10 protein-coding genes and 1 pseudogene are annotated in these 12,547 nt (G+C 42.9%); 6 read left to right on the forward strand and 5 right to left on the reverse strand.

Translation table 11 applies throughout. From position 1 onward, the window contains the following. Nucleotides 1-63 precede the first annotated feature (63 nt). On the forward strand, nt 64-501 hold the full coding sequence (locus V7K46_RS25960) for a DoxX family protein (RefSeq protein WP_335118289.1): 438 nt from the start codon (nt 64-66) through the stop codon (nt 499-501). Between the two features lie 22 nt (nt 502-523). After that, entirely contained in the window at nt 524-1,090 is a 567-nt protein-coding gene (locus tag V7K46_RS25965; protein ID WP_335118292.1) for a DUF2808 domain-containing protein, read from the forward strand. 89 nt (nt 1,091-1,179) lie between these two features. On the opposite strand, the gene V7K46_RS25970 is transcribed toward V7K46_RS25965, so the two are convergent. The 4 genes and pseudogenes from V7K46_RS25970 to V7K46_RS25985 all read right to left on the reverse strand — a co-directional run. Next, complete coding sequence (locus V7K46_RS25970; RefSeq protein WP_335118294.1) at nt 1,180-1,641, reverse strand: cupin domain-containing protein; 462 nt, start codon at nt 1,639-1,641, stop codon at nt 1,180-1,182. A 20-nt stretch (nt 1,642-1,661) separates the two neighbouring features. Continuing rightward, nucleotides 1,662-2,045: a hypothetical protein gene (locus V7K46_RS25975; protein WP_335118296.1), complete on the reverse strand. Its 384-nt coding sequence runs from the start codon at nt 2,043-2,045 to the stop codon at nt 1,662-1,664. 223 nt (nt 2,046-2,268) lie between these two features. Next, on the reverse strand, nt 2,269-3,339 hold the full coding sequence (locus tag V7K46_RS25980; RefSeq protein WP_335118486.1) for a pentapeptide repeat-containing protein: 1,071 nt from the start codon (nt 3,337-3,339) through the stop codon (nt 2,269-2,271). Nucleotides 3,340-3,412: 73 nt separating this feature from the next. Then, a pseudogene (locus V7K46_RS25985) lies at nt 3,413-5,761 on the reverse strand (nSTAND1 domain-containing NTPase); the annotation flags it as partial. Nucleotides 5,762-5,896: 135 nt separating this feature from the next. On the opposite strand from V7K46_RS25985, the gene V7K46_RS25990 reads away from it, so the two are divergent. The 4 genes from V7K46_RS25990 to V7K46_RS26010 all read left to right on the forward strand — a co-directional run bounded on the left by V7K46_RS25990 (nt 5,897) and on the right by V7K46_RS26010 (nt 8,586). Continuing rightward, on the forward strand, nt 5,897-6,295 hold the full coding sequence (locus V7K46_RS25990) for a CU044_2847 family protein (RefSeq protein WP_335118298.1): 399 nt from the start codon (nt 5,897-5,899) through the stop codon (nt 6,293-6,295). Further along, nucleotides 6,292-6,417: a hypothetical protein gene (locus V7K46_RS25995; RefSeq protein WP_335118300.1), complete on the forward strand. Its 126-nt coding sequence runs from the start codon at nt 6,292-6,294 to the stop codon at nt 6,415-6,417. The genes V7K46_RS25990 and V7K46_RS25995 overlap by 4 nt, the downstream gene beginning before the upstream one ends. A gap of 23 nt (nt 6,418-6,440) precedes the next feature. Then, nucleotides 6,441-6,566 (forward strand): hypothetical protein, encoded by a 126-nt coding sequence (locus tag V7K46_RS26000; protein WP_335118303.1) that lies wholly within the window; start codon nt 6,441-6,443, stop codon nt 6,564-6,566. A gap of 466 nt (nt 6,567-7,032) precedes the next feature. Continuing rightward, nucleotides 7,033-8,586 carry a mercuric reductase gene (locus V7K46_RS26010; RefSeq protein WP_335118305.1) on the forward strand — a complete coding sequence of 518 codons (1,554 nt, stop codon included), beginning with the start codon at nt 7,033-7,035 and terminating at the stop codon, nt 8,584-8,586. A 53-nt stretch (nt 8,587-8,639) separates the two neighbouring features. Here V7K46_RS26010 and V7K46_RS26015 read toward each other — a convergent pair whose 3' ends face one another. Further along, complete coding sequence (locus V7K46_RS26015; protein ID WP_335118307.1) at nt 8,640-11,666, reverse strand: PA14 domain-containing protein; 3,027 nt, start codon at nt 11,664-11,666, stop codon at nt 8,640-8,642. Nucleotides 11,667-12,547 lie beyond the last annotated feature (881 nt).

Below are 12,547 nucleotides of genomic sequence, written 5' to 3' on the forward strand. Positions count from 1 at the left end.
ACAGATTAACATCCATAAACCAAACTGAAGTAATAGGGACAAGTATATAATCAGGCAAAACCTATGAATAAGTATAAGGAAATATTACGTGTCGTCCTTGCTATATGCATCATTGTGGTTGGAGTGACACACTTTGTTATTCCAGAACCGTATGTCAAAATTATGCCGCCGCAACTACCTTACCCTTTAGGGTTAGTTTATCTCAGTGGATTTTATGAAATTTTGGGTGGTATCGGCTTATTAGTCCCGCCTGTAAGTCAAGCTGCTGCTTGGGGACTTATTGCTCTTTTTATTGCGGTTTACCCTGCCAATATCAATATGGCGGTTAATCATATTAAGCTAGAACATATACCAAATTCACCTTGGGTACATATAATCAGGCTTCCCCTTCAAGCAGTTTTAATTGCTTGGGCTTGGTGGTACACGAAATCTTCTAATTCGGAAAAACAAGCTTCTATCATTCCCAAGTCACTCATTCCCAAAGAACTAAAATTGAAATGAGTGCGTTTTTTATATCTGAATCATGCGCGTTGCAACTTTGTTTGGGATAACACTTTCGTTAGGAATAAGCATTGCAGGAGTTGCCATTCCGGTGACTCAAGCTGTGCAGCTTAGAGATGGCATAGTCTACTTTGTCCAACCGCCGAAACTCGTTAACGCGACAACTACTTACAAAGATGTGAATATTTGGGGCGCAACTTACTATTTCACTATCAACCTGCCAGATAATGCTGGAGAATCCCTCCAGAAGGTAACGATCGCCCAGAGGGAAGGAGCAGAAAACATCCGCTACGATCTTAATGATACCTACGCCTTTGTCGGAAAAAGCGACCGCAAAGAAACGCGACTTACACTAGGCGCAGTCACCAGCGAACGCAAGACACGAACACTTACTGTGAACTTTGATCCACCTGTGACTCCAGGACAGACAGTCACAATCGCCCTCCGCCCTGTGAAGAATCCTAGCTTTTCTGGTGTCTATTTACTAGGTGTGACAGCGTTCCCAGTGGGTGAAAATTCCCACGGACAATTTCTCGGATTTGGACGGTTTCAGTTTTACAGCAATAGGGGAAGCTGGGGGTTTCCATAGGGTGCATTCCGTCAATCCTATGAACAACGCTTTGTGGAATCACGACAGCTCACCTGATTAAGAACCAATAAACTAAATTAGGACTAAATTTAATAGGGTGTGCCATCGTTACGAATAAGTTTTCTAGACTTACCATCAGGGCTAGCTGTTGTCATCAAATTTTCATCAGGGTAAGTAACTTTGTCATTGGGAGTACGATCTCCTACCTCTAAATAAATAGCAACCACCGATGAGCGATTTACTAAATGATGTGCATTTGCCTCACCTGCGGGAAATCCTGCTGCTATTCCCGGTATGAGAATTTCTGCACCTCTATCTGTGACTAATGTCAGTTCACCCTCCAAAACATAGATAAACTCATCTTGATGAGAATGCCAGTGTCTTATAGAAGAATAGCTTCCAGGTTCTAACTTTACCAGATTTACTCCAAAGTTCTGCAATCCTGCAAAGTTACCTAACTGTTGCCGTATTCTTCCTGCAACCATTGGCTTGAACTCATCAGGATAATTTGTGCGTATTTCACTAGGTACTTCTTGGGGATTAATAATCATTGAATTACTGAAAAACAGATTTATTGTGAATTATTGCACTTAATAATTGCTCTTTGATGCCATTTTTTCAGATTAGATGCAGGGTTTGCAAAAGCTGCTTCAGGGTTCCTCAAAACGACTTTAAGGTTCCTCAAACCGACTTCAAGGTTCCTCAAACCGACTTCAAGGTTCCTCAAACTAACTTTAAGGTTCCTCAAACTAACTTCAAGGTTCCTCAAACCGACTTCAAGGTTCTTCAAACCAACTTCAAGGTTCCCCAAACCGACTTCAAGGTTCCTCAAACTAACTTTAAGGTTCCCCAAACCGACTTCAAGGTTCCTCAAACTAACTTTAAGGTTCCTCAAACCGACTTCAAGGTTCCTCAAACTAACTTTAAGGTTCCTCAAACCGACTTCAAGGTTCATTTTTGTTTGCTGCGATCGCTCAATTATAAAAACTCATTGTGAGCAAAGCAATCTCTAAGTCTTGTGAACTTTACTCGCTCTGACAAATAAATTTTTTTGTTTTGCTCATAGACGCAAAGAAGACCGCAAAACAACTACTTTTAGTCGAATAATAATGTAGAAAAAGTTTGCAAAAAGTTGCATTGCAGGATTGGTTAGAAGTAAAAACGCAACCCCAAAGTATTCACTTAGCTGGTTCTGGTGGTAAACCGAGCTTGGCACGAAAATCGTTTTCGTATTTTGCCTTATCCCAATTTTTAGCAGATTGAACTTGCTCAGGATTAAGGTTTTTGGCATAGCTGAGGTCGGCACCGCTGAGGTCGGCATCGCTGAGGTCGGCAAGGCTGAGGTCGGCATAGCTGAGGTCGGCACTGCTGAGGTCGGCATAGCTGAGGTCGGCACTGCTGAGGTCGGCAAGGCTGAGGAAGGCACTGCTGAGGTCGGCATCGCTGAGGTCGGCACTGCTAAGGGAGGCACCTTTGAGGAAGGCACTGCTGAGGGAGGCACTGCTGAGGGAGGCACCTTTGAGGGAGGCATAGCTGAGGTCGGCACTGCTGAGGGAGGCACCTTTGAGGTCGGCACTGCTGAGGGAGGCACCTTTGAGGTCGGCACTGCTGAGGGAGGCACCTTTGAGGGAGGCATCGCTGAGGTCGGCACTGCTGAGGTCGGCACTGCTGAGGTCGGCACCTTTGAGGGAGGCACTCCTGAGGTCGGCATTAGGAGCAATTAAGTGCATTTGTTGCTTAGTAGGCTCGAAATTCTCAGGAAACTTAGTTTTATGAGTGTAAATAGCATCTTTGAGGTTAGCGTTGCTGAGATTGGCTTCACTGAGGTTAGCGCTGCTGAGGTTGGCACTGCTGAGGTTAGCGCTGCTGAGGTTGGCACGGCTGAGATTGGTTTCACTGAGGTTAGCGCTGCTGAGGTTGGCACGGCTGAGATTGGCGCTGCTGAGGTTGGCACTGCTGAGGTTAGCGCTGCTGAGGTCGGCACCGCCGAGGTCGGCACCGCTGAGGATGGCATAGCTGAGGTCGGCACAGAAGAATTTGGCACAGAAGAGTTTGGCACCGCTGAGGTCGGCACCGCTGAGTTTGGCACCGCTGAGGTCGGCACTGCTGAGGTCGGCACCGCTGAGGCTGGCACTGCTGAGGTCGGCACCGCTGAGGCTGGCACTGCTGAGGTTGGCACCGCTGAGGTTGGCATAGCTGAGGTCGGCACTGCTGAGGTTGGCACTGCTGAGGTCGGCACTGCTGAGGATGGCATAGCTGAGGTCGGCACTGCTGAGCTAGCTTGGCACTGCTGAGGTCGGCACGGCTGAGGTCGGCAGTGCTGAGCTTGGCATTCCTGAGGTCGGCATTCCTGAAGTTGGCACCGCTGAAATCTTTACTAACTAGATTCTCGCCAGCTTCGACTAGTTTTTCAAATGCTTGAATTCTTGCCTGACTATCCTTCTTTCCTTTAGCAGTATCAACAGTTTGCCAAAGTTGGTTTATCCTAATCTGTTTCTCAATAACTATGCCGACATATACTGATAAACCCAGCGGGATAATTAAAAAAACAGCAATTGACCGAAAGCGATTATTCCGTCTTTGTCTGACACTTGCTTGAATAAACTCAATAGCTAAGTCAGATAATCTTAAGTTCTCAGTTTGTTGCTGCTGAAAATCTTCTACCTCTCTCAACCGCTTCCCCTGAAACAGATAATCCTTAACCCTTCGCCTATCTCGCCATTCAATAGCTGCCGCTTCAATTTTTCGCTGTTGTCGCAATATATCCCGACTTTCCTCAATCCATTTGCGTAATAGCAACCAATGGCGAATCAGTGCTTCATGTGCCACATCTACCACAGCAATTTGATTAGATAAGGTACTGGTGACAACTAGCTTCTCATCAGCTAACCGTTGAATTATTCTATTAATTAAAGCTTCTGGATGCTGGGAAGTAACTAAATCTCGTTGCACAACCTGTCTGCGTGTGTCTTCTGTTCCTTCTCCTAACTGCGTTAATTCTAAAAAAATCCGCTTTGTTGCTTGCTGTTCTTCAAGTGATAATGACTCATAAACTTCTGTAGCGCGTGTTTGCAGGGTTCCCCTGACTCCACCTAGTTTGCTATACGTAGTCAAGGTTAACCGTTCTTCAGTTCTTTGCTGCCATAGTTCTGTCAGCGTGTACTGCAACAACGGTAAACTCCCCGGTGAATCTTCTACATCTGCAATCATTTGAGAAACTAATTCCGGTTCTACTGCTAAGTTCACCTGTTCAGCAGGTTTGATAATTGCTGTTTCTAATTCCTCCCGATTCATCGGTGTTACTGTTACTAAATACTCTTGAATTTTCTTAGCTAGTCCGCCATACTCTTGTTCCAGACATTTGCCCAAAAAATCAGCCCGCATTGTGATTACTAGGCAAAGTTTATTGTCATCACGCTGCAAAGCACCTAGCACACATTCAAAAAACTGCTGTCGTTTTGTAATGTCTTGACATTGAGTAAAAGCTTCCTCAAATTGGTCTACCACTAGCACTACGCGTTGAGTTTGTGCAGCAGTAATCAACTGTCCTAAACCAATTGCGCCTCTAGCAATTAATTCTTCAGCTTTTGCTAATTGTGATGCGCGTTCGATATCTGATAATTCTGATTCTACAAATGCCAGTGCTAAATTTTGTAAGGGGTTAATCCCTGGTCGAAATATTTTTAACTGCCAAGTTTCACTACGCGATAACCTGCGTCTTAACTTTAATTGATAAAGTAAACCCGCTCTCACAACACTAGATTTACCACTTCCTGATGCTCCCAAGACAGCTAAGAAATTACCCGATCGCACTTTTTCTAATAATTCGTCGGTTAACGCTGTTCTGCCATAAAATAAGTTGGCATCTGCTTCTGTGCAATCAAAATAAGACAACCCTTTGTAAGGACAAATAGCTGATATTTGTACTGTGGGGTTAATAGGAGAGGAATTCCATTTGCGGGTGAGATTAATTGCTTCACCAGAGTTAGCAAAAATGGGACGCTGGGGGAAGGGGTGATGTTCTTGATTGAGCAAGTCTACTAAGGTGTAGTTACTCACCCAACGGTCTTGTTTTGGTTCCAAACCTTTGAGCAGTGCGGCAGTTAGGACGCTGTGTTGGCTGTTAATCTCTTCAAAAGCTACTTCAAAACCACGAGAAGCCGCAATAAAACACCTGTCTCTGCCTTTACCGCGATCGCCTGGATCTGCCTCTGCAAAATTTAGCACTTCCCCGCTATAGCAGCAATCCAAAATCACAATTTGTTGTCTGACTTCACTTTCTTGCAGCAGTCGCCGCAGCCATTGTAGAGATAATCCCCAATTACCCGCATCGGGGTTAACTTCACTCGTTGCTAAAAACCCTTCCTGAATTCCTAAATTTTTCCGCAATCCATGACCAGAAAAATACAGTAGCGCTGTATCTGGCGGCTTCCCATCTGGTTTAAATAATTGGACTATGGCTTTTTCTAGCTGAGTTAAAGCAACTTTGGTTTGCTTACCAATGCGAACCGTCTCATTTTCCTTATCTTTGACTGCTGGGAGCCGCGTTACCTGAAATTCCCCATGTTGTTGTAAGATTTGAGCGATCGCTTCAGCATCCGCAGCTGGTGCGTTGAGACATTTTAAGCGGTCATACGTATTAATTCCCACCACCAAAGCGTCTCGACTCATCCTGGAAAGCCCTATGATAGTTGTGCCCAATTATTTCCTAGCTTCTACAAGAAATTTACCGCATTTTCCGTAAAAATTTGTAGGTTACTACGGCTGTGCTACCTTACACGCAATTCTTTTATCCAAGATTTACCCATGACTCAACTCACACCTATCCAGTTAGAAGATGGCACGATTATTTACATTGAAGCCACAGATAATGTAGATGTACCACCAGTTAGCATCGAATCCCCACAGGGAGAGGAAGAAGCACTAATTGATAAGGGATGGGATGCTGATGTTGCACAAAAACAGATAGTGCAAAATTTCCAAGCAATTGAAGGCACAATTCGGGCTTACACTGTTTATACACTCAATGCTTTTAAGAAAATTCCTATTGCTAATATTAATAAAGTCACTCTTGAATTTGGGATCAAAGTTGGCGGTGAAGCAGGTATACCTTACGTAACTAAAGGCACGGCTGAGAGCAATCTTAAGGTAACGGTAGAGTGTTCATTTCCTGACCAACTGGAAAAGAAAACTCAGCAATCATGAGTCAGAATATTGCTGCTGCCAAAATTTATATTATTCCGGTACTCAGTGAAGCGGGGAATATCAAGAAGCGATACCTACGGTGGGCTACGCCAACGCAACTACTCAACCCAGTAAAGATATAGAAGTAATCATATAGCAATCCTAAATGAGTCGTGAAAATCTCCAATTCCTCTCTCTGCGCTACGGGCAGTTTGCTCAAGTCGGGAAACCCGCCCATGCAACTGCCCTCCTCTGTGCCTCTGCGGTTAATTTATTTTTACAAATGATTTAGGACTGCTATAGTAGATGCTGGCTCAGAAGATAGCACAGGAGAAATTGCTCAGTCATTAAGTGTCAAAGTTATCTCATTGTCTCCCGGTCGGGCTGTGCAAATGAACAAGGAAGTAAGTAGCAATTAAAAATTCAGGCGTTGCTGAATTCAGCGAGGAAAATGATTTTACGTGATTTCAAAAACCTTCTAAAGACACGAAATTACACTTCGTGCCGCTTTTAACGCGTCTCTACACCAATATCTAATCACTTAAAGATAAATTATCCATTGCTGAAACCTTTATACACGAAAACTTCAATAGAATCTGTCAATTCCAGACGGACAAAACAGTTCAAAGGCTGTATTCGTTGTTAAACAACCATTAAAAATAAAAGATTGAGCCGCCTAAATTTATCGGGATTCTTAATTTTGAATACCGCAAAGGCGTTGACTTGAGCATTTTTAATTCTCAAATGAGGTTCCACCAATGTCCAATTCAGATTTAGAGAGAGTCACAGTTCGCCCAATGGATGAGTATAACCAAAAATTGGTGTCTCATGTCCATCCGCCAAATTGGGTTAATCCTCAACCAGCAGATGTTTACGACTTGGTAGTAATTGGTGCTGGTACGGCGGGATTAGTGGTGGCAGCAGAGGCGGCAGGTCTGGATTTGGGTTTAAAAGTGGCGTTAATTGAAAAGCATCTCATGGGTGGGGATTACTTAAATGTTGGTTGCGTACCATCTAAAACTATTATTCGGTCTGCTCGCGTTGTTGGCGAAATTTGGGATGCTAAAGACTTGGGAGTTAATATTCCCCAATATAATAATATTGATGTTGATTTTCCCAAAGTCATGGCAAGGATGCGGCGGATAAGGGCTAGTATCAGCCATAACGACTCGGCGGAACGCTTCTCATTCTTGGGTGTTGATGTCTTTTTGGGTAGCGGTCGATTTGCAAGTAAAAATTCCGTGGAAGTTGGCGACAAAACCTTCCGGTTTAAAAAAGCTGTAATTGCTACTGGCACTAGAGCTGCACAACTGTCGATTCCGGGAATTGAAAAGGCGGGTTATCTAACTAATGAGACGGTTTTTTCCCTGATTCAACGACCGGAACGTTTGGCGGTGATTGGTGGCGGCCCCATTGGTTGCGAATTGGCGCAAGCTTTCCGGCGTTTGGGTTCTGAGGTGGTACTTTTCCATAGCGGTTCTCATCTTCTGAATAAAGAAGACGTTGAGGCTGCTGAAATTCTCCAAAACGTTTTGATTAGCGAAGGAATTCGCGTGGTACTAAATTCCAAGTTGGAAGAAGTGGTAACAGTTACTCAGGGGAAACGGCTTTACTTTTCCTCCAATGGTCATCGAGATTCGGTGACAGTAGATGAAATTTTAGTATGTGCGGGGCGATCGCCAAATGTGGAAGGTCTGAATTTAGAAGCAGTGGGGGTAAAATATGATCAGCGCCAAGGTGTGAAGGTAAACGATTATCTCCAGACGACCAATCCTAAAATTTATGCAGCTGGTGATATCTGTATGAACTGGAAGTTTACCCATGCTGCCGATGCAGCGGCGCGGATTGTGATTAAAAATACGCTGTTTTCTCCCTTTGGCTTAGGACGCTCCAAACTTAGTAGTCTGGTAATGCCTTGGGTAACTTATACTGATCCAGAAATTGCCCATGTAGGGTTTTCCGAACACGAGGCGCAGAAGTTGGGGATTGAGGTGACGACAATTAAGATACCCTTTAGTAGTATAGACCGAGCGATCGCAGATGGTGAAGAGTCAGGATTTCTCAAAATCCACCATAAAAAGCGGTCTGATGAAATTATCGGTGCAACTATTGTCGCCAGTCACGCGGGTGAGATGATATCAGTTGTAACTACGGCAATTGTGAATAAGATCGGTTTGAGTAAGTTAAGCAGTGTAATTCATCCTTATCCCACTCAAGCCGAAGCTATTAAAAAAGCAGCTGATGCTTATCGTCATACACTCCTAACATCAAATACCAAAAAATTGTTGGGATTTTTGACAAAGTTATCTTGACCAAAATCAGTGAACAGTCATCTGACTGTTCACTGTTATGTGATATGTGATCTTTAAACAGGTCGGAAGCGATCAATATTGCCGTTGGCGATGTCTGCGTAATACAGATTGCCATCCTGTCCAGTAGTGATTTGTACAGCCACTCCTTGTTTTTCTGTCAGGGTAGCAAACCGCTTAACTGAGACAAATTTGCCCTGACTATCGAATGTCAAAGCATCGATAGTTCCTTGACTGAAATCACCAACGAATAACGCACCTTGATAGATTGAGGGAAAAGTATTGCCTGTGTAAAAGTCACCCAAAACAATCGAATTAGAACTAAAATGCTTGTAGGTGTAAACTGGTGCTGTAACAGTTTTGCCACTACTATAGAAGGCTTTCGCTGCATCTAGGTCATCATAGTTTGGTTGTTTCAGGCTGACGATATTATTATTCGCATCAAGGCCACCTTCAAAGAATGGCCAGCCAAAGTTAGCTCCTGGTTTTCCGACATTGACCTCTTCGTAAAGATAGTAGCCAACATCACCAATAACAGGGGTATTAGTCTTTTTATCAATTGTGAAACGGAAGGGGTTACGCAAACCTAAGTCATAAACTTTGGAACGATTGCTATTGGGGTCACCGTTGTAGAAAGGATTACTTGATAAGCCTTTACCAGTAATCGCATCAATCCGCAGGATCTTGCCAGACAGACTATTCACATCCTGAACGCGAATTGCTCGGGGGTCTATCCCATTGTAGGAAGTGCCATCTCCTACGCTCACAAACAGAGAACCATCAGTACCAAAGTGCACAGAATCAACTGAGTGAGATTCACTATCGTTGGCTATAAAATTCTGGACATTTTCGACTTTATCGAGATTATTGAGATAATCCTGCAAGCTGGTAAACCGCTTACCAGTATCTTTGTTGATAATTCCTGATGGTGCGAAGCCAAGTGAGACATTTGTACTATTTCCATCTGGGTGGCTGATATTATCCCAAGTGGCATTAGTACCCAGCAGCACAACTTGGCTGCCAGCAATAGCAGTAGTGTAATTAGTCTTGGGGTCAGCTGTCACCCGAATTAGCTGTGCAGTCCGATTCCCATTCTGATCGGCATTGTCCAATGTGCTGTTGGGATTGTTCTTAGAATTGTTTGGATTGGTTTCTGGTGGATCGTAGGTATACAAGAGGTAAACATAATTGTTGCCATTTGGATTTTTGCCAAAATCTGGATGTACGGCAATGCCTAACAAACCGCGATCGCGCGTATCATTAACTTGTCCAGAAATATCAATAAATGGTGTTGATAATAAGGTGCCGTTGTTCAAAACTCGCACTACCCCATCTTTCTGGGCAATGAACATCCGCTTACCGTCAGATGTCCAGTCAAAAGCTGTGGGTTGAGTCAAACCAGAAGCTACCGTATCGAAAGCAAAGTTCCCAGGGTCATTATCGATAATAGTGACAGTTGTCTGTTGAGTATTTAGTTGCACTCCAACTGCCTTACTGAACTTCAAAGTAAACGCTTCATTTTGCTCCCCAACGGTGTCATTAATAATGGGGATAAGAATATTCTTACTGGCTTGTCCTGCTGCAAAGGCTAAGGTTCCAGATACAGCCTTGTAGTCAGATCCAGCTTTAGCAGTCCCATCCACAGTTATGTAGTCCAGACTAGCAGCCCCCAAGGCATTACCCCGTGTAACTGTCACCGTAGCAGTACTTGCATCCTCATTAACTACTGGCTGAGTGAAATCGAGGCTAGAGCTATCGTTATCTTGAATCGTAATTCCGATAGTTCTTTGGAGTCCTAGTGTTGCCCCCCCTGGCTGATCAATCACAAAATTAAAAGTTTCATCTGGTTCTGCTAATGAATCGTCATTGATCGGAATGGATATCTGTCTGCTGCTTTGTCCCGCCGCAAAAATAAGTGTTCCAGCGCTTTCGGTGCCTTCACTTCCGTAGTCAATTCCTGCTTTAGCACTACCAGCTATGGTTGCATACTTGATTGAAGAAGTGCTGCTTAAATCACCAGTTCTCAGCAAATTTATGGTAACACTACCACTGCCTTCGTTCACAGTCGTGGAAGATGATCCTAAGGTGATAGTGGACTGAAGGACTGGTGAATACAGTTGGGACTGAGGAATGATTTCCTTGGTCTGAGAGGAACTTGACCAAGCCAGTTTGGAAACGGCATAGCTGGTATTTTCGTAGTACTCAAGTTTAATATCGTACTTCTGACCTGCAACCAGTGCGATCGAGCCACTAGATTCTGTGGCAGATTGATTGACAAACTGATTGATGATTTGCTGACCATTGACCCACAGTCGCACACCATCATCAGCAGTGGTGTAGAACTTGTAAGTCTCGCTGTACTTGGCTTCCACCTGACCTGTCCAACGTGCTGAGAAGGTATCAGCACCTATGGATGGATTTGGAGAACCTTGGCCCCAGTTAAAGTTCACCGTCGGATCTGTGCGAGTTACCTTCAGGTTGGTGAAGTCTTTGTTGTCGTAGTACTCGGCTTGGAGTCCGTTGCCATTAGCAGGTGTGTTGACATTACTATACAGTTGGGACTGGGGAATGATTTCCTTGGTCTGAGAGGAGCTTGACCAAGCCAGTTTGGAAACGGCATAGCTGGTATTTTCGTAGTACTCAAGTTTAATATCGTACTTCTGACCTGCAACCAGTGCGATCGAGCCACTAGATTCTGTGGCAGATTGATTGACAAACTGATTGATGATTTGCTGACCATTGACCCACAGTCGCACACCATCATCAGCAGTGGTGTAGAACTTGTAAGTCTCGCTGTACTTGGCTTCCACCTGACCTGTCCAACGTGCTGAGAAGGTATCAGCACCTATGGATGGATTTGGAGAACCTTGGCCCCAGTTAAAGTTCACCGTCGGATCTGTGCGAGTTACCTTCAGGTTGGTGAAGTCTTTGTTGTCATAGTATTGTGCTTTGAGTCCATCTCCTTGAGAGAGCACGCTGCTGCTAGACCCGGAAATACTGAGTTGTGCCTTATCTAGACCAGATGATGGAGCAGCAATTGTTGGACTTACAGATGTTGACAACTGTTTATTCTGTGAATTCATTGAGATATATGCCTCACAATAGAGCTAAAACTAACGCCATAATCAAGGCTTTAGGATTAGTTTTATATTTAATGTTTTCAAGGTAAAAATACGTAATACTGCTAGGTTTAAACATATTGATAAGCTAATCTTTATTAGCCTATTAATATATTTATTAATGAATGCTGATCCGATTTCACTTAATTGCTGATACAAATTATTCCTTTGATATATCCTCCTTCCCTCATCTGCTTTACTACTGTGCTGCCTATTTAGCTCAACATAAAAATAAAAAAGCATGACGTGATATATTTTCCTATATCTTCTCGGAAAGCAGATATATAGGAAAATTGTGTATGACAAAAAATACTAGAGATTACTTGAAGGGCGTATTAGTCCTTATGAATCTTTGTTTTCTTTCGACAAATTTCTGAGTTTTTGATACATATAAATTCAATTTGGTGAATTTAATCAAACAAAAATTATAAATCACCATTATTGAAAGCTTCTAATTTTACTGATATGCAGGTGCATTAAGTTTGAGTGAAGCAACGCCCAATCAGGGCAGATACATACTTAAGTAGTTAAAAATGATAAATTTACATATTTTAGTTTAAGTATTGTTTTTGGATTAATCAACTACACATTTGACACTAAATCACAGTGTTATGTCTATCTTTTTTGTGAAACTTTATTTAAAAATTCACATTAATATATACCTTTTTAAAGGAATATCAAATTTTTGATGATCTTTAAATAAACTTGTCAACCTATCGAATAATCCCATGTTTTTTATCCAGATAAATAAAAGTTATATAAAAGTTATATAAAAGTTGTATAAAAGTTGTATAAAGAAAAAACTTTTTAAAGATTTGAAAAAATATTATTTATCTTTGCTTGAT

The organism is Nostoc sp. (assembly GCF_036917395.1).
In the GTDB taxonomy this organism is placed as follows: domain Bacteria; phylum Cyanobacteriota; class Cyanobacteriia; order Cyanobacteriales; family Nostocaceae; genus Nostoc.

Coding starts and splice junctions, on each gene's coding strand:
- V7K46_RS26000 (WP_335118303.1), top strand. CDS start 6,441: ATGAGTCGTGAAAATCTCCAATTCCTCTCTCTGCGCTACGGGCAGTTT.
- V7K46_RS25960 (WP_335118289.1), top strand. CDS start 64: ATGAATAAGTATAAGGAAATATTACGTGTCGTCCTTGCTATATGCATC.
- V7K46_RS26015 (WP_335118307.1), bottom strand. CDS start 11,666: ATGAATTCACAGAATAAACAGTTGTCAACATCTGTAAGTCCAACAATT.
- V7K46_RS25995 (WP_335118300.1), top strand. CDS start 6,292: ATGAGTCAGAATATTGCTGCTGCCAAAATTTATATTATTCCGGTACTC.
- V7K46_RS26010 (WP_335118305.1), top strand. CDS start 7,033: ATGTCCAATTCAGATTTAGAGAGAGTCACAGTTCGCCCAATGGATGAG.
- V7K46_RS25990 (WP_335118298.1), top strand. CDS start 5,897: ATGACTCAACTCACACCTATCCAGTTAGAAGATGGCACGATTATTTAC.
- V7K46_RS25975 (WP_335118296.1), bottom strand. CDS start 2,045: ATGAACCTTGAAGTCGGTTTGAGGAACCTTAAAGTTAGTTTGAGGAAC.
- V7K46_RS25965 (WP_335118292.1), top strand. CDS start 524: ATGCGCGTTGCAACTTTGTTTGGGATAACACTTTCGTTAGGAATAAGC.
- V7K46_RS25970 (WP_335118294.1), bottom strand. CDS start 1,641: ATGATTATTAATCCCCAAGAAGTACCTAGTGAAATACGCACAAATTAT.